Here is a 16,456-nt window from a genome sequence, read left to right as displayed (position 1 = left end):
AACCACAGGGTAGACGCCCGATGAAACGCACCGCTTCCGCCTTCATCGCACAGCCATCGGTATGACGAGGTTTTTATTATGATGGAGTTATCTAGACATCCGACCACTTACCCCACCCGCTATCAGCAGATCGCCGCGCAGCTGGAACAGGAGCTGCGCACGCAGTACCGCTGCGGCGACTACCTGCCTTCGGAACAGCAGCTGGCCGAGCGTTACCAGGTCAATCGCCACACCCTGCGCCGCGCGGTGGATCAGCTGGTGGAGCGCGGCTGGCTGCAGCGCCGCCACGGCGTCGGCATTCTGGTGCTGATGCGGCCTTACGACTACCCGCTACACGCCAATACCCGCTTCAGCCAGAACCTGTTCGAGCAGGGCAGCCATCCCACCAGTGAGCGCTTACTCGCTGTCTTGCGCCCGTGCAATGGGCATGTAGCCAGCGCACTCTCGCGTGAAGAAGGCGAAATGGTGATCCACCTGCGCACCCTGCGCCGGGTCAACGGCGTGCCGATGAGCGTGATCGACCATTATCTGCCCGATCTGGACTGGTGGCCGGCGCTGCAGCAGTTCCACAGCGGTTCGCTGCACCAGTTTATCGAACAGCACCTCCAGCAGCCGCTGACCCGCCGCCAGACGCGCATCAGCGCGCGCCGCGCGCAGGCCAAAGAGAGCCGGCTGCTGGAGATCGCCACCCACGCGCCGCTGCTGTGCGTGCGCACCCTTAACGTCCGCAGCGGCGGCGAAGACGTGGCGGAATACTCCGTCAGCCTGGCCCGCGCCGACATGATTGAACTGACGATGGAGCACTGAATGCAAGCCTTAGAGTCGAGACAACGCTGGATGTCGGTGCTGGCGCACAGCCGGCCCGAGCAGCTGCGCAGCCACTGGCAGGCGCTGAACCTCAGCCCGGGTTACCGCAGCATCCGCGCGCCGGAGATCGGCCTGGCCCAGCTGCAGGGGCGCATGGGCGCCACCGGCCGCCGCTTCGTGCTGGGGGACATGACGGTCACCCGCGCGGTGGTGCAGCTGGACAACGGCGGCTACGGCTACAGCTATATCGCCGGGCGCGACAAGGCGCACGCCGAGCTGTGCGCGCTGGCCGATGCGCTGCTGCAACAGCCTGAACACGGCGAACGCCTGCAACAACAGCTGATCGCGCCGCTGGCCGCGCTGCAGCACGAACAGCGCCAGCTGCGCGCCCGGGCGATCGCCGCCAGCCGGGTAGACTTCTTTACGCTGGTGCGAGGGGATTAAGCCATGAGTTTATTGACCGGTTTTGAACAACCGATAGACCAATCGCAGCACGCTTTCCGTTTGATTCTTAAAGCCTTGAGCGAACCGGGCCACCGGGTGACGCTGCCGAACGGCCCGGCCTGGGCGCCGCTGAACGCCGCCAGCACCGCCGCGCTGCTGACGCTGGCCGATCAAGAAACACCGCTGCAGCTGTGCGCTTCGCTTAAAAGTGAGCAAGTGCTAACAAACATTCGTTTTCACAGCGGTGCGCCGCTGGCCGCCACGGCGCAGGAGGTCTGTTTTGCCCTGTTCGATGAGCAGCTGCAAGCCGCCGATCTGCAGGCGTTGCCGCACGGCACTGAAATCTCGCCGGAGTTCGGCGCCACGGTCATCGTGCAGCTCGCCGAACTGGAGAACGGCGCCGCGCTGCGCCTGACCGGCCCCGGCATCGAGAGCCAACGCCTGATAGCGCCGCGCCTGCCGCCGGCGCTGCTGGATTACCTGGTCAACCGCCCACAGCGCTTCCCGCTGGGGCTGGATATTTTACTGACCTGCGGCGATCGCCTGCTGGCGATCCCGCGGACCACCCGCGTGGAGGTGTGCTGATGTACGTAGCGGTAAAAGGGGGCGAAAAAGCCATTGAGGCCGCCCATCAGCTGCAGGAACAGCTGCGGCGCGGCGACGACGCGCTGTCGGCGATCGGCGCAGAACAAATCGAACAGCAGCTGGGGCTGGCGGTGGATCGGGTGATGACCGAAGGCGGCATCTACGATCGTGAGCTGGCGGCGCTGGCCATCAAACAGGCCAGCGGCGATCTGGTGGAGGCGATCTTCCTGCTGCGCGCCTACCGCACCACCCTGCCGCGCCTGGCGGTCAGCGAGCCGCTGGCCAGCGAAAACATGCGGCTGGAGCGGCGCATTTCGGCGGTTTACAAGGACTTGCCCGGCGGGCAGGTGCTGGGGCCGACCTACGACTACACCCACCGGCTGCTGGACTTCGCGCTGCTGGCGGAAGGCGAGGCGCCGCGTGCGCCGCAGGCCGACGAACCGCTGCCGGACAACTGCAGCCACGTGTTCGATCTGTTGTGTCGCCAGCAGCTGGCGCGCGAGGAACAGGACGACGGCAGCGCGCCGGACGACATCACCCGCAACCCGCCGGTTTACCCCTGCTCGCGCTCGGCGCGCCTGCAGCAGCTGGTGCGCGGCGACGAAGGTTTTCTGCTGGCGCTCGGCTACGCCACCCAGCGCGGCTACGGCCGCAACCACCCGTTCGCCGGCGAGATCCGCACCGGCCACGTTTCGGTGGAGATCGTGCCTGAAGAGCTCGGTTTCGCCATCGACATCGGCGAAATCCTGCTGACCGAGTGCGAAATGGTCAACGGCTTCGTCGATCCCAAGGACCACCCGCCGCACTTCACCCGCGGTTACGGGCTGGTGTTCGGCCGCGCCGAACGCAAGGCGATGGCGATGGCGTTGGTGGATCGCGCATTGCAGAGCCCGGACTACGGCGAAGGCGTCGCCGGCCCGGCGCAGGACGAAGAGTTCGTGCTGGCCCACGCCGACAACGTCGAGGCCGCCGGCTTCGTCTCCCATCTCAAGCTGCCGCACTACGTCGACTTCCAGGCTGAACTGGAACTGCTCAAGCGGCTGCGGCAGGAATACAGCGAGCGCCAGGAGGCCCGCGATGAGTGAAGTATTGACCGGCTATAACCTCGGTTATCTGGACGAGCAGACCAAGCGCATGATCCGCCGCGCTATCCTCAAAGCGGTGGCGATCCCCGGCTATCAGGTGCCGTTCGGCGGCCGCGAGATGCCGATGCCCTACGGCTGGGGCACCGGCGGCATTCAACTCACCGCCAGCGTCATCGGCCGCGCCGACGTGCTGAAGGTGATCGACCAGGGCGCCGACGACACCACCAACGCGGTGTCGATCCGCCGCTTCTTCCAGCGCGTCGCCGGGGTGGCCACCACCGAGCGCACGCCGGAGGCCACGCTGATCCAAACCCGTCACCGCATTCCGGAAACCGCGCTGCGCGAAGACCAGATCCTGATCTATCAGGTGCCGATCCCGGAGCCGCTGCGCTTTATCGAACCGCGCGAAACCGAGACCCGCAAGATGCACGCGCTGGAGGAGTACGGCGTGATGCAGGTGAAGCTGTATGAAGACATCGCGCGCTACGGCCATATCGCCACCACCTACGCCTACCCAGTGAAGGTCAACGATCGCTACGTGATGGATCCGTCGCCGATCCCGAAATTCGACAACCCGAAAATGCACATGATGCCAGCGCTGCAGCTGTTCGGCGCCGGGCGCGAGAAACGCATCTACGCCCTGCCGCCGTTCACCAAGGTGGAGAGCCTGGACTTCGACGACCATCCGTTCAGCGTGCAGCAGTGGGACGAACCCTGCGCACTGTGCGGCTCGCGCCACAGCTACCTGGACGAGGTGGTGCTCGACGATCGGGGCAACCGCATGTTCGTCTGTTCGGACACCGACTACTGCCGGCAGCAGCTGGCGCAATCTTCGCAAGAGGCGCAGCACTGATGACTTCCACCCCTTTGAGCACCACTCCGCTGCTGTCGGTGAACCGGCTCACCCACCTGTACGCCCCCGGCAAGGGTTTCAGCGATGTGTCGTTCGACATCTACCCCGGCGAAGTGCTGGGCATCGTCGGCGAATCCGGCTCCGGTAAAACCACGCTGCTGAAGTCGATCTCGGCGCGGCTGGCGCCGCAGCGCGGGCAGATCCTTTACCGCCCGCAGGCGGGCCAGGAACAGGATCTGTACGCCATGGCGGAGAGCGATCGCCGCCGCCTGCTGCGCACCGACTGGGGCGTGGTGCACCAGCACCCGCTCGACGGGCTGCGGCCGCAGGTCTCCGCCGGCGGCAACATCGGCGAGCGGCTGATGGCCATCGGCCAGCACCACTATGGCGACATTCGCCGCCAGGCCGGCCAGTGGCTGGAAGACGTCGAAATCCCGCTGTCGCGCCTCGACGATCTGCCGACCACCTTCTCCGGCGGCATGCAGCAGCGGCTGCAGATCGCCCGCAACCTGGTCACCCACCCAAAACTGGTGTTTATGGATGAGCCGACCGGCGGGCTGGACGTGTCGGTGCAGGCGCGCCTGCTCGATCTGCTGCGCAATCTGGTGGTGGAAATGCAGCTGGCGGCGGTGATCGTCACCCACGATCTCGGCGTGGCGCGGCTGCTGGCCCACCGCCTGCTGGTGATGAAACAGGGCGAAGTGGTGGAGAGCGGCCTGACCGACCGGGTGCTGGACGATCCGCACCATCCCTACACCCAGCTGCTGGTTTCTTCGGTGCTGTCGTAACCCAAGGCGATAACAGATGACTATGCAAATCCGAGTTGAACATCTCAGTAAAACCTTTGTGCTGCACCAGCAGTACGGCACCCGCCTGCCGGTGCTGCACGACGCCAACCTGACGGTCGGTGGCGGTGAATGCGTGGTGCTGCACGGCCACTCCGGCAGCGGCAAATCCACCCTGCTGCGCTCGCTGTACGCCAACTACCTGCCGGACAGCGGCCATATCTGGATCAACCACCAGGGCGACTGGCTGGACATGGTCAGCGCCGATGCGCGTCAGATTCTGGCGGTGCGCCGCCATACGCTGGGCTGGGTCAGCCAGTTCCTGCGGGTGATCCCGCGCATCAGCGCGCTGGAGGTGGTGATGCAGCCGTTGCTGGAACAGGGCGTCGAGCGCGCCGAGTGCCGTGAACGCGCCGAAGCGCTGCTCGCTGCGCTCAACGTGCCGCAGCGCCTGTGGCCGCTGGCGCCGTCCACCTTCTCCGGCGGCGAGCAGCAGCGGGTGAACATCGCGCGCGGCTTTATCGTCGATTACCCCATTCTGTTGCTGGACGAACCGACCGCCTCGCTCGACAGCCGCAACAGCGCGGCGGTGGTGCAGCTTATCGAACGCGCCAAGGCGCGCGGCGCAGCGATCGTTGGCATTTTTCACGATGAAGGCGTCCGCCAACAGGTCGCCGACCGGCTTTATGACATGCAGGCGCCGCAGGCGCTGGAGGCCCTCTGATGATCGTCAATAACGTTAAGCTGGTGCTGGATGACCAGGTGGTGCAAGGCTCGCTGGAGATGCAGGACGGCGTGATCCGCAGCTTCGCCGACGGCCCGAGCCGGCTGCCGCAGGCGCTGGACGGCGACGGCGGCTGGCTGCTGCCGGGGCTGATCGAGCTGCATACTGACAACCTGGACAAGTTCTTCACCCCGCGCCCGAACGTCGACTGGCCGGCCCATTCGGCGATGAGCAGCCACGACGCGCTGATGGTGGCCAACGGCATCACCACGGTATTGGACGCGGTGGCGATCGGCGACGTGCGCGACGGCGGCCACCGGCTGGAAAACCTGCAGAAGATGATCGACGCGGTGATCCACAGCCAGCGCGCCGGGGTGAACCGCGCCGAGCACCGGCTGCACCTGCGCTGCGAGCTGCCGCACGAGAGCACCCTGCCGCTGTTCGAACAGCTGATGGACAAGCCGGGCGTGTCGCTGGTGTCGCTGATGGACCACTCGCCGGGCCAGCGCCAGTTCGCCTCGCGCGAAAAATACCGCGAATATTATCAGGGTAAATACCACCTCAACGACCAGCAGATGAGCGAGTACGAGGAGCAGCAGGTCGCCCTGTCCGCCCGCTGGGCAGCGCCGAACCGCGAGGCGATCGCCGCCCACTGCCGCGCGCGCCGCATCTCGCTGGCCAGCCATGACGACGCCACCGCCGCACACGTGGCCGAGTCCTGCGCGCTGGGCAGCGCCATTGCCGAGTTTCCCACCACCGAGGCGGCCGCCCGCGCCTCGCACCAGCAGGGCCTGCAGGTGCTGATGGGCGCGCCGAACATCGTGCGCGGCGGTTCTCACTCCGGCAACGTGGCGGCGCACCACCTGGCGGCGCTGGGGGTGCTGGATATTCTCTCTTCCGATTATTACCCGGCCAGCCTGCTGGACGCGGCGTTTCGCCTCGCGGCGGACGAGCGCAACGCCTACGATCTGCCCCAGGCGGTGCGCATGATCACCCGCAACCCGGCGCGGGCGCTGGATCTGCAGGATCGCGGCACCCTCGCCGAAGGGCTGCGGGCGGATCTGGTGCTGGCGCGGCCGCACGGCGAGCACGTTTACGTGCAGAACGTGTGGCGCCAGGGCAGGCAGGTGTTCTGATGGCGCGGCTCATCTATCTGATGGGGCCTTCCGGCGCAGGCAAGGACAGCCTGCTGGCCGCGCTGCGGGCCGACTCCGACCGCGCGCCGCTGGTGGCGCACCGTTACATCACCCGGCCGGCGGACGCCGGCTGCGAGAATCATATCGCGCTGAGCGAACCGGAATTTCTGCGCCGCCGCGCCAAGGGGCTGTTCGCGCTCGACTGGCAGGCGCATCAGCAGCACTACGCGTTCGGGATCGAAGTGGATCTTTGGCTGCTGCAGGGGATCGACGTGGCGGTCAACGGTTCGCGCGCCCACCTGCCGCAGGCGCAGCAGCGCTATGGTGCGCAGCTGCTGCCGGTGTGCCTGCAGGTCAGCACCGGGATCCTGCGCCGGCGCCTGCAGGATCGCGGGCGAGAAAGCGCCGAACAGATCGAGCAGCGGCTGGCGCGGGCGGCAGAATATCAGCAGAGTCTGCCCGCCGGCTGCCGGGTGCTGCACAACGACGGCCCACTCGACGACACTTTGGCGGCGCTGCTGGCGCTGCTGCCCACCCCTACCCGACAAGCTCAGGACGCGACGCCATGAACGACTTTGCCCAGCCGAAAATCGGCGACAACGTGACCCTTAACCGCACCCGGCTCGGCCAATATGTGCATCTGGCCGACGATGCGATCCTGGAAGAGGTGGACATGGGGGACTACTCCTACACCGCCGGGCACAACCAGATCTTTTACGCCACCATCGGCAAGTTCGTCTCCATCGCCTCCTATGCGCGCATCAATCCCGGCAACCACCCGACCTACCAGCGCATCGCGCAGCACCACTTTACCTACCGCGCCTCTGAATACGGGCTGGGGGAAGACGACGCGGCGTTCTTCGACTGGCGGCGCGAGCACCACGTCACCGTCGGCCACGACGTGTGGATCGGCCATAACGCCATTCTGATGCCGGGCGTCAGCGTCGGCAACGGCGCGGTGATCGGCAGCGCGGCGGTGGTCACCAAGGACGTGGAGCCTTACAGCATCGTCGCCGGCGTGGCGGCCAAGAAGATCGGCATGCGCTTTGACGACGCGCTGATAGAACGCATCGAACGCAGCCAGTGGTGGCACTGGGATCACGCCACGCTGCAGGCGCGGCTGGCGGATTTTCGCGACATCAACCGCTTCGCGGAGAAATACCTTTAACGGAGGGGGAGCGATGCAACTGACCTTTCTCGGCACCGGCGGCGCGCAGCAGGTGCCGGTGTTCGGCTGCGACTGCCTGATCTGCCAACGGGCGCGGCGCGAGCCGGCATTTCGACGGCGAGCGTGCAGCGCCATGCTTAACTATCAGGGGGAAACGACCTTATTGGATGCGGGATTACCGGCTTTGGAGCGGCGATTTTCGGCGGGGCAAATTCAACGTTTTTTACTGACACATTACCACATGGATCACGTTCAGGGGTTATTTCCTTTGCGTTGGGGGTGCGGAAATTCTATTCCGGTGTATGGCCCGCCGGATGAACAGGGCTGCGACGATCTGTTCAAACACCCCGGCATTCTGGCGTTTCAGCCGCCGCTGGCGCCCTTTGCCACCGTCGAGCTGGGCGGCATGCGCATCACCCCGCTGCCGCTGCAACACTCCAAGCTGACCCACGGCTATCTGATCCAGGCGGCGGGCGCTGCGCTGGCCTACCTGACCGACACCGTCGGCCTGCCGCCGGCCACCGCCGACTATCTGCAAAACGTGGCGCTGGATCTGCTGGTGCTCGATTGCAGCCTGCCGCCGCAGCCGCAGGCGCCGCGCAACCACAACGATCTGACCCGCGCGCAGGAGACGCAGCGGTTGCTGCAGCCCAAACGCACGCTGCTGACGCACATCAGCCATCATCTCGATCTGTGGCTGCTGGACAACGAACTGCCCGCCGAGCTGGAGCTGGCGTTCGATCACCTCAGCGTCAGCCTCGGTAGCAGTGCAGCCGATCCGACTCCAGCACCCTGACCCCTTCGCCCGGCGTGAACGCCTGCTGCAGCAGCGTTTGCGCCACGTCTTTGGCGGAGACGGCGCGCCATTTGCCGGGCAGCAGCCTGAACAGCGGCAGCGTGAGGCGCTCCATCAGGCGCGGCGCAGGGCGATTCCCCACCAGCATAGAAGGCCGCACCAGCGTCAGGCGCGGCCAGTGCTGTTCGCGCAGCGCCTGCTCCATCTCGCCTTTGGTGCGGTTATACAGGAAGGTGGAATCCGCGTTGGCGCCCAGCGCGCTTACCACCAGACAGTGCTGCGCCCCCAAGCGGCGGCCGGTCAGCGCGCTCTCCACCACCAGTTGATAATCGACGTAGCGGAAGGCATCGGCGCTGCCCGCCGCCCGGCGGGTGGTGCCCAGGCAGCAGAACACCAGATCGACCGGCTGCTGCAGGCTACTCAGCAGCTCGAACAACGCATCGCCGACCGGGTTGGTCAGCTTGCCGTGCGGCGGCAGCGGCGTGCGCGTCGGCGCCACGATGGCCGTTACCTGCGGATCGCTTTGCAACAGCTGCAGCAACTCGCGCCCCACCAGCCCGGTTGCGCCGACTAACAGTGCTCGCGCCATGCAATCTCCCGTTGTAATCAATACGTCGACTTAAAGTATAGACCGCGCCCAGTGCAGCTTCTTGCCGAAGCCGAGGGTGTTGTCGGTCATCTTCACCTCGTGCAGATCCAGCCGCCAAACCGAGGCCTTCATCGCCCTGGCGATCGGGAAGCGCTTGCAGTAACGCGCGCGCGCCGCCTCGGCTTCTTCGCCGCTCAGCAGCACCGCCTCGGCGCGATACTGCACGCCGCGGATCAGCGCGATGCTTTTCGGCTTCGGCGCGATGGTGCCAACCACCCGGCCGTTGTTCAGCATCAGCCCGCCGTGGCGGGTGTGCGGTTCGGTCATCAGCCACAGCGCCATCGTCGCGGCGTCGAACACGTAAAAACAGTTGGCGCACCACATGTCGAGGCCGTCGCCGGCGCACAGCGTCAAGACGTGTTGTTTGCCGATGAAATCCGCAATCTGCTGCCGTTGTTCTGGGGTATTCAAGGTTACTCGCCTCCCTGTTCACTCACTTCATCTTACCCTGCGTTGTTGAGGCGAGTCACAAATAACGATAATCATCAAAAACCAAAAGTGAATATAAAAACACAATAAATGCATTTTTATTAATTTAAGCCCGAAGCGGATTTATAACATAAAAAATACAAGACGGATTTATTTGATCGTTATGCAACCGGTTAATCGCGCGATTTTATTTTTCCTATCCTGACGGCATGCAAAATTAACGCACCGCCCCGGTACCGATTAGCAATTCGTTTACATGCCCGTTAGCTCGCCTGAACGCTGTTTATGCAATCTACTGCATAACAGGTGAATAGTTATTTATAAACACCGGCATTTATGTGACTTTCATCACGATTTTTAGCCCGCCTTGCGTTAAAATAGCGCCATCTTTTCACTCAGCAAGGTGGATTAGAAAATGGAAAACAATAACCGAAAAATGGCGCATATCAGGCGCACAACCCATATTATGATGATGGCTCATCGCAGCTGCTTTAGCTTCGCATTCTTCAACTACAGATAACCCTCCCCCTCGCTCTTACGCCGTTGATAAGAGTGTCATTGCGTTTTTATTTATTCTCCGCACGCCGGTGATAATATCGCTTTCTCGCTAACCGGGAAGGACACGCAATTCATTTTTAATTTCGGCCAAGCGCATCCAAGCTAAATAAAACAGCGAACACAGTTAATGCCTTTCGGCATCGCTGGGTTCTCGCACACCTTTATTTTCGTGAAGGCGTTAACGGCAAATGGAATTATTTGCCGGCGGACTGCCTTTGCCTGAAGAATGAGAAAAATGAAAAAATTAAAAATTGCCGCCAACACCCAAACCCTCGGCTGCTTTGAAACTGAACGCGACATCGTCGATGTGCATCACAGCGATTTCAATGACGTCGCCGCCATCGTGCTGTCGGTAGACGACGTCACGCAAGGTATGTTGGCGCGCATCGAAGAGCACGGTCTGAACATTCCGCTGTTCGTCGCCGTCTGCTGCGAAGAAGAGCTGGATAACGCCGTATTGCCGGCGCTGCACGGCGTGTTTGAGCTGTGCGGCAAGAATACCCAGTTCTACGGCAAACAGCTGGAGGCCGCCGCCGCCAAATATGAGAGCGAGCTGCTGCCACCGTTCTTCAACACGCTGACGCAATACGTAGAAATGGGCAACGCCACCTTTGCCTGCCCCGGCCACCAGGGCGGCGAGTTCTTCCGCAAACACCCGGCGGGCCGCCAGTTCTTCGACTTCTACGGCGAAACGCTTTTCCGCTCCGACATGTGCAACGCCGACGTCAAACTGGGCGATCTGTTGATCCACGAAGGCGCGCCTTGCGCCGCGCAGCAGCACGCCGCCAAGGTGTTCAACGCCGACAAGACCTACTTCGTGCTCAACGGCACCTCGGCCTCGAACAAGGTGGCGACCAACGCCCTGCTGACGCGCGGCGATCTGGTGCTGTTCGACCGCAACAACCATAAATCCAACCACCACGGCGCGTTGATCCAGGCCGGTGCCACGCCGGTGTATCTGGAGACCGCCCGCAACCCGTTCGGCTTTATCGGCGGCATCGACGCGCACTGCTTCGACGAACGCTACCTGCGCCAACAGATCCGCGAAGTGGCGCCGGAACGCGCCAACGAAGCCCGCCCGTTCCGCCTGGCGATCATCCAGCTCGGCACCTACGACGGCACCATCTACAACGCCCGCCAGGTGGTCGACAAGATTGGCCACCTGTGCGACTACATCCTGTTCGACTCCGCCTGGGTAGGCTATGAGCAGTTCATTCCGATGATGAAAGACTGCTCGCCGCTGCTGCTGGAGCTGAACGAAAACGATCCCGGCATCATCGTCACCCAGTCGGTGCACAAACAGCAGGCCGGTTTCTCGCAGACCTCGCAGATCCACAAAAAAGATAAGCACATCAAGGGCCAGAGCCGCTACTGCAACCACAAGCGCTTCAACAACGCCTTTATGCTGCACGCCTCCACCAGCCCGTTCTATCCGCTGTTCGCCGCGCTGGACGTCAATGCCAAGATGCATGAGGGCAAAAGCGGCCAGCGCCTGTGGCAGGAGTGTGTGCGCGTGGGGATCGAAGCGCGCAAAATGCTGCTGGACACCTGCACGATGATCAAACCGTTCGTGCCGGATCAGATCGACGGCAAACCGTGGCAGGCCTATGACACCGCGGCGATGGCCAACGATCTGCGCTTCTTCAACTTCGTGCCCGGCGAAAAATGGCACGCCTTTGAGGGCTATGCCGAATCGCAGTACTTCGTCGATCCGTGCAAACTGCTGCTCACCACGCCGGGCATCGATACCGCCACCGGCAGCTACAGCGAATTCGGCATCCCGGCGACCATTCTGGCCAACTACCTGCGCGAAAACGGTATCGTGCCGGAAAAATGCGATCTCAACTCGATCCTGTTCCTGCTGACGCCGGCGGAAGACATCGCCAAGATGCAGCATCTGGTGGCCCTGATCGCCCGCTTCGAGAAGCACATCGAGCAGAACTCCCTGCTCAGCGAGGTGCTGCCTGCGGTCTATAAAAACCACCAGCAGCGCTACAAAAACTACACCATCCGCCAGCTGTGCCAGGAAATGCACGACCTTTACGTCAGCTACGACGTTAAAGAGCTGCAAAAAGAGATGTTCCGCAAAAGTTATTTCCCGCGCGTGGTGATGAATCCGCAGGACGCCAATACCGAGTTCGTACGCGGCAATGTGGAATTGGTCTCGCTGGCTAAAGCCGAGGGCCGCATCGCCGCCGAAGGCGCCCTGCCTTACCCGCCGGGCGTGCTGTGCGTGGTGCCCGGTGAAATTTGGGGCGGCGCCGCGCAGCGTTATTTCCTGGCATTGGAAGAAGGCATCAACTTATTGCCGGGATTCGCGCCGGAATTGCAGGGCGTTTATATCCAACAGGATGAGGATGGCTGGAACCGCGCTTACGGCTACGTCATGAAAAATTAATCACCTTACGGGGCGGCGATGATTCTCGCCGCCCGGATCGCATCCTAAAAGAGAAAATGATCATGAGTAAGTCCAATAATAAAATGGGGGTCGTACAATTAACGATCCTGACCGCCGTGAATATGATGGGTTCCGGCATAATTATGCTGCCAACCAAGCTGGCCGAAGTGGGCACGATTTCGATCGTTTCCTGGCTGGTGACCGCCGTCGGCTCGATGGCGCTGGCCTACGCGTTCGCCAAATGCGGCATGTTCAGCCGTAAATCCGGCGGCATGGGCGGCTACGCCGAATACGCCTTCGGCAAATCGGGCAACTTTATGGCGAACTACACCTACGGCGTTTCGCTGCTGATCGCCAACATCGCCATCGCCATTTCCGCCGTCGGCTACGGCACCGAGCTATTTGGCGCTACGCTCAGCCCGCTCGGGATCTGTATCGCCACCATCGGCGTGCTGTGGCTTGCGACCGTCGCCAACTTCGGCGGTGCGCGCATCACCGGTAAAATCAGCGGCATCACCGTCTGGGGCGTGATCATTCCGGTGGTGGGCATCTCGGTCATCGGCTGGTACTGGTTCAGCGGCAGCGCCTACGTCGCCGCCTGGAACCCGCATCAGGTGCCGACCTTCGAAGCCATCGGCGCCTCCATCTCAATGACCCTGTGGGCGTTTCTGGGGCTGGAATCCGCCTGCGCCAACACCGACGTGGTGGAAAATCCGGAGCGCAACGTGCCGATCGCCGTACTGGGCGGCACCCTCAGCGCGGCGGTGATCTATATCATTTCGACCAACGTGATCGCCGGCATCGTGCCGAACATGGATCTGGCCAACTCCACCGCCCCGTTCGGGCTGGCGTTCTCCCACATGTTCAACCCAACGGTCGGCAAGATCATCATGGCGTTGATGGTGATGTCCTGCGTCGGCTCGCTGCTCGGCTGGCAGTTCACCATCGCTCAGGTGTTCAAATCCTCCGCCGACAGCGGATTCTTCCCGAAAATCTTCTCCAAGCTGAGCAAGGCCGACGCGCCGGTTAAAGGCATGCTGACCATCGTCGTCATCCAGAGCGGCCTGTCGCTGATGACCATCAGCCCGTCGCTGAACAAGCAGTTCAACGTGCTGGTGAACCTGGCGGTGGTGACCAACATCATTCCTTACATCCTGTCGATGGCGGCGCTGGTCATTATTCAGAAAGTGGCGAAGGTGCCGGACAACAAGGCGCGTATCGCCAATATCATCGCAGGTATCGGCGCGCTGTACAGCTTCTATGCGCTCTACAGCTCCGGTGAGGAAGCGATGATGTGGGGCGCCATCGCCACCTTCCTCGGCTGGACGCTGTACGGCATCGTCTCGCCGCGCTTCGAGCTGGCGGGAAAAAAGGGGTAAAGCGGTAAGGCACCGGCGGCCGGGGATGGGATTGTGATGGCGAACATGCCATCATACGCCGACCCTGGCCACCGAAACGGCGTACGATGACCGACACTTCCCCCACTCTCTGGCACCTCTATATGCTGCGTTTACCGAGTGGCATGCTGTATACCGGCATCACCACCGACGTGGCGCGCCGCCTGGCGCAGCATCAGGCCGGCAAAGGCGCCAAGGCGCTGCGCGGCAAAGGGGAATTGACGCTGGCGTTTCACTGCCAGGTGGGGGATCGCTCAACGGCGCTGAAGCTGGAATACCGCGTCAAACAGCTGAGCAAAATACAAAAAGAGCGGCTGGTGAATCACCCGCCGCTGTCGTTGGAGTATCTATTACCCGTCGTCGTTAAAAGCGATTAAACGGCGCCGAAAAAGCCACTTCGCCGCTGACGCCATTCAGGGCATCTTCCGCCAGCGGGTAGACCTGGAACGCGCTTTCCGTGTCCGGCCAGCGGCAGTGCAGGCCATAGGCGGCGGCCGGTTTAAAGCCGAAGCGGCCGTAGTAGGCCGGCTCGCCCAGCACCACCACCGCGGCGTAGCTGAATTCGTTCAGCGAATCCAAGCCTTCGTACACCAGCTTTTCAGCCAGCCCCTGGCGGCGCAGGCTTTCGTCTACCGCCAGCGGCGCCAGCGCCACCCATTGGCGGTCTTCGCCGGCCACGTCCACCGGGCTGAACGCGGCGTACCCCACTACCCCGCCTTCGTCGTCAGTGGCGACCACGCCCAGCGTCAGCAGGCCGTCTTCGCGCAGCTGCTGCACCAGATCGGCTTCGTCGTCGCGGCCAAAGGCGCGGCGCAGCAAGGCATCGATGCCCGCCGCGTCTACCGGGATCTCTACGCGGATCAGCATGATACCGCCACACGGGAAGCCGACGCCGTGCCCTCCTGCAACCCTGCTTCGACAAAATCAGCCAACTGCAACAGCCCCATGCGCAGCGGCGCGGGCATGCTTTCCAGCTCGATGGCGTCCATCAAATTTTTCACATACAGGCCCAATTCGGTATCCCCTTCAATCTGCAGCCGACGCTGAAAGAACAGCGTATCCGGATCTTGCTTGCGCGCCGCGATCAGGATCAGATCGTTGGCGTCGCCGCTGAAGCTGACGTCCGCCTCGGCGTGCTGGCTGACCACCAGTTTGTCGTTTTCTACCGTCATAAACCATTGTAGCGCCAGATCGCGAACTTCGATCTTCAACCAGCGCGATTCGAGAAATTCCAGATCGCCATCCGCCAACGCCTGGCGGAACTGCCAGCTCAGCACCTGTTGCAGCAGCTGGCGCTGCAGGGCGAACGGCGTGAATTTCAGCGGGATGCGCAGCAGCGACGGCCCCTGGCGCACAAGGCGTGCTCGTAGTTGTTCCAACACGGTCATCCACTCCTTTCAATACGGACTACCGCTATTTTGCCACACTGGCGCGCGGCTTCAGCGGTCTATATCAACAAATAGTGCATTTCACCGCCATGTTTATCAATACGCCATAAGCTGCCCCAAATCAAAACCTGTGTGCGCCCCTTTGCCTAAAATGGCCTCCCCGATTCGCGTTTGCCGGCGGAACACCGCCGTCGGCAACCTTTAAAGACAGCGTGCGCCCGGCCGGGCGCACGGCTAAGCCAGGATAAATCTATGGAGCTGCTTTGTCCCGCCGGCAACCTGCCGGCCCTGAAGGCCGCGGTGGATAACGGCGCCGACGCCGTTTACATCGGCCTGAAAGACGATACCAACGCGCGCCACTTCGCCGGCCTCAACTTCACCGAGAAAAAGCTGCAGGAAGCGGTCGATTACGTGCATCGCCACGGCCGCAAGCTGCATATCGCCATCAACACCTTCGCCCATCCCGACGGCTACGCCCGCTGGCAGCGCGCGGTGGATATGGCGGCCCAGCTGGGCGCCGACGCGCTGATTCTGGCGGATCTGGCGATGCTGGAATACGCCGCCCAGCGCTACCCGCAGCTGGAGCGCCACGTTTCGGTGCAGGCTTCCGCCACCAACGAAGAGGCGATCCGTTTCTACCAGCGTAACTTCGACGTGGGCCGGGTGGTGCTGCCGCGCGTGCTGTCGATGCATCAGGTGAAACAGCTGGCGCGCACCAGCCCGGTGCCGCTGGAAGTGTTCGCCTTCGGCAGCCTGTGCATCATGGCCGAGGGGCGCTGCTACCTCTCTTCCTACCTGACCGGCGAGTCGCCGAACACCGTCGGCGCCTGTTCGCCGGCGCGTTTCGTGCGCTGGCAGCAAACCCCGCAGGGCATGGAGTCGCGCCTGAACGACGTGCTGATCGACCGCTATCAGGATCATGAAAACGCCGGTTACCCGACGCTGTGCAAGGGCCGCTATCTGGTGGACGACGTGCGCTACCACGCGCTGGAAGAGCCCACCAGCCTCAATACGCTGGAGCTGCTGCCGGAGCTGCTGGCCGCCAACATCGCCTCGGTGAAGATCGAAGGCCGCCAGCGCAGCCCGGCTTACGTCAGCCAGGTGGCGCGCGTCTGGCGCCAGGCGATCGACCGCTGCCAGGCCGACCCGGCCGCCTACCGCGCCGACGCCGCCTGGATGGAGACGCTGGGCGCGATGTCCGAGGGCACCCAAACCACGCTGGGCGCCTATCACCGCAAATGGCAGTAGCCGGAG

20 protein-coding genes are annotated in these 16,456 nt (G+C 63.0%); 16 read left to right on the top strand and 4 right to left on the bottom strand.

The features are described from left to right. Positions 1-78 precede the first annotated feature (78 nt). From phnF to phnP, 11 genes are read left to right on the top strand one after another with little or no spacing between them, the layout of a single operon-like run. Positions 79-807 (top strand): phosphonate metabolism transcriptional regulator PhnF, encoded by a 729-nt coding sequence (phnF, locus tag QOL81_RS12785; RefSeq protein ID WP_015376439.1) that lies wholly within the window; start codon positions 79-81, stop codon positions 805-807. Continuing rightward, the gene (gene phnG, locus QOL81_RS12780) at positions 808-1,251 is read left to right on the top strand and encodes a phosphonate C-P lyase system protein PhnG (RefSeq protein WP_019453314.1); all 444 of its coding nucleotides are present in this window, start codon (positions 808-810) and stop codon (positions 1,249-1,251) included. It begins immediately after the preceding gene. A 3-nt stretch (positions 1,252-1,254) separates the two neighbouring features. Then, positions 1,255-1,836, top strand: coding sequence for a phosphonate C-P lyase system protein PhnH (gene phnH / locus QOL81_RS12775; protein ID WP_101427679.1), 582 nt, complete (start codon positions 1,255-1,257; stop codon positions 1,834-1,836). Next, positions 1,836-2,921 (top strand): carbon-phosphorus lyase complex subunit, encoded by a 1,086-nt coding sequence (locus QOL81_RS12770; RefSeq protein WP_283439859.1) that lies wholly within the window; start codon positions 1,836-1,838, stop codon positions 2,919-2,921. Before phnH ends, QOL81_RS12770 begins: the two co-directional genes overlap by 1 nt. Next, positions 2,914-3,774 (top strand): alpha-D-ribose 1-methylphosphonate 5-phosphate C-P-lyase PhnJ, encoded by an 861-nt coding sequence (locus tag QOL81_RS12765; protein WP_016929301.1) that lies wholly within the window; start codon positions 2,914-2,916, stop codon positions 3,772-3,774. The genes QOL81_RS12770 and QOL81_RS12765 overlap by 8 nt, the downstream gene beginning before the upstream one ends. Then, the gene (gene phnK, locus QOL81_RS12760) at positions 3,774-4,562 is read left to right on the top strand and encodes a phosphonate C-P lyase system protein PhnK (RefSeq protein ID WP_197658040.1); all 789 of its coding nucleotides are present in this window, start codon (positions 3,774-3,776) and stop codon (positions 4,560-4,562) included. Before QOL81_RS12765 ends, phnK begins: the two co-directional genes overlap by 1 nt. A gap of 16 nt (positions 4,563-4,578) precedes the next feature. Beyond that, entirely contained in the window at positions 4,579-5,283 is a 705-nt protein-coding gene (phnL, locus tag QOL81_RS12755) for a phosphonate C-P lyase system protein PhnL (RefSeq protein ID WP_197658041.1), read from the top strand. After that, a complete protein-coding gene (gene phnM, locus QOL81_RS12750; RefSeq protein ID WP_015376433.1) occupies positions 5,283-6,419 on the top strand; it encodes an alpha-D-ribose 1-methylphosphonate 5-triphosphate diphosphatase in 1,137 nt (378 codons plus the stop codon). The genes phnL and phnM overlap by 1 nt, the downstream gene beginning before the upstream one ends. Further along, a complete protein-coding gene (phnN, locus tag QOL81_RS12745) occupies positions 6,419-6,988 on the top strand; it encodes a ribose 1,5-bisphosphokinase (RefSeq protein WP_197658042.1) in 570 nt (189 codons plus the stop codon). The genes phnM and phnN overlap by 1 nt, the downstream gene beginning before the upstream one ends. Next, entirely contained in the window at positions 6,985-7,587 is a 603-nt protein-coding gene (locus tag QOL81_RS12740) for a DapH/DapD/GlmU-related protein (protein ID WP_187321960.1), read from the top strand. The genes phnN and QOL81_RS12740 overlap by 4 nt, the downstream gene beginning before the upstream one ends. 13 nt (positions 7,588-7,600) lie before the next feature. Continuing rightward, positions 7,601-8,383, top strand: a complete 783-nt coding sequence (gene phnP, locus QOL81_RS12735) for a phosphonate metabolism protein PhnP (RefSeq protein WP_033636842.1) — start codon at positions 7,601-7,603, stop codon at positions 8,381-8,383. Here the strand turns inward: phnP and QOL81_RS12730 are convergent. Continuing rightward, on the bottom strand, positions 8,340-8,972 hold the full coding sequence (locus QOL81_RS12730; protein WP_197658043.1) for an NAD(P)H-binding protein: 633 nt from the start codon (positions 8,970-8,972) through the stop codon (positions 8,340-8,342). The two genes, phnP and QOL81_RS12730, sit on opposite strands and share 44 nt — an antisense overlap. A 30-nt stretch (positions 8,973-9,002) precedes the next feature. Further along, positions 9,003-9,443 (bottom strand): YhbP family protein, encoded by a 441-nt coding sequence (locus QOL81_RS12725; protein ID WP_015376428.1) that lies wholly within the window; start codon positions 9,441-9,443, stop codon positions 9,003-9,005. 433 nt (positions 9,444-9,876) lie between these two features. On the opposite strand from QOL81_RS12725, the gene speFL reads away from it, so the two are divergent. The 4 genes from speFL (at position 9,877) to QOL81_RS12705 (ending at position 14,191) form a co-directional block, all read left to right on the top strand. Further along, positions 9,877-9,981 (top strand): leader peptide SpeFL, encoded by a 105-nt coding sequence (speFL, locus tag QOL81_RS12720; RefSeq protein ID WP_004933443.1) that lies wholly within the window; start codon positions 9,877-9,879, stop codon positions 9,979-9,981. A gap of 273 nt (positions 9,982-10,254) precedes the next feature. Further along, positions 10,255-12,417 carry an ornithine decarboxylase SpeF gene (gene speF / locus QOL81_RS12715; RefSeq protein WP_048232506.1) on the top strand — a complete coding sequence of 721 codons (2,163 nt, stop codon included), beginning with the start codon at positions 10,255-10,257 and terminating at the stop codon, positions 12,415-12,417. A gap of 62 nt (positions 12,418-12,479) precedes the next feature. Further along, entirely contained in the window at positions 12,480-13,796 is a 1,317-nt protein-coding gene (gene potE, locus QOL81_RS12710; RefSeq protein ID WP_047571695.1) for a putrescine-ornithine antiporter, read from the top strand. A gap of 86 nt (positions 13,797-13,882) precedes the next feature. Then, positions 13,883-14,191, top strand: a complete 309-nt coding sequence (locus tag QOL81_RS12705) for a GIY-YIG nuclease family protein (RefSeq protein ID WP_174136387.1) — start codon at positions 13,883-13,885, stop codon at positions 14,189-14,191. Here QOL81_RS12705 and QOL81_RS12700 read toward each other — a convergent pair. Beyond that, positions 14,178-14,681 carry a GNAT family N-acetyltransferase gene (locus tag QOL81_RS12700; RefSeq protein WP_049201571.1) on the bottom strand — a complete coding sequence of 168 codons (504 nt, stop codon included), beginning with the start codon at positions 14,679-14,681 and terminating at the stop codon, positions 14,178-14,180. The genes QOL81_RS12705 and QOL81_RS12700 overlap by 14 nt on opposite strands. After that, positions 14,675-15,196, bottom strand: coding sequence for a ubiquinone anaerobic biosynthesis accessory factor UbiT (ubiT, locus tag QOL81_RS12695; protein ID WP_039567957.1), 522 nt, complete (start codon positions 15,194-15,196; stop codon positions 14,675-14,677). Before ubiT ends, QOL81_RS12700 begins: the two co-directional genes overlap by 7 nt. A gap of 258 nt (positions 15,197-15,454) precedes the next feature. Here ubiT and ubiU point away from each other — a divergent pair, with 258 nt between their 5' ends. Next, positions 15,455-16,450: a ubiquinone anaerobic biosynthesis protein UbiU gene (gene ubiU, locus QOL81_RS12690; RefSeq protein ID WP_048321239.1), complete on the top strand. Its 996-nt coding sequence runs from the start codon at positions 15,455-15,457 to the stop codon at positions 16,448-16,450. The last annotated feature ends 6 nt before the right edge of the window (positions 16,451-16,456 follow it).

It is taken from the genome of Serratia sp. CC22-02 (genome assembly GCF_900182895.1).
In the GTDB taxonomy this organism is placed as follows: Bacteria; Pseudomonadota; Gammaproteobacteria; order Enterobacterales; family Enterobacteriaceae; genus Serratia; species Serratia nevei.
This window is presented reverse-complemented; position numbering and strand designations above follow the sequence as displayed.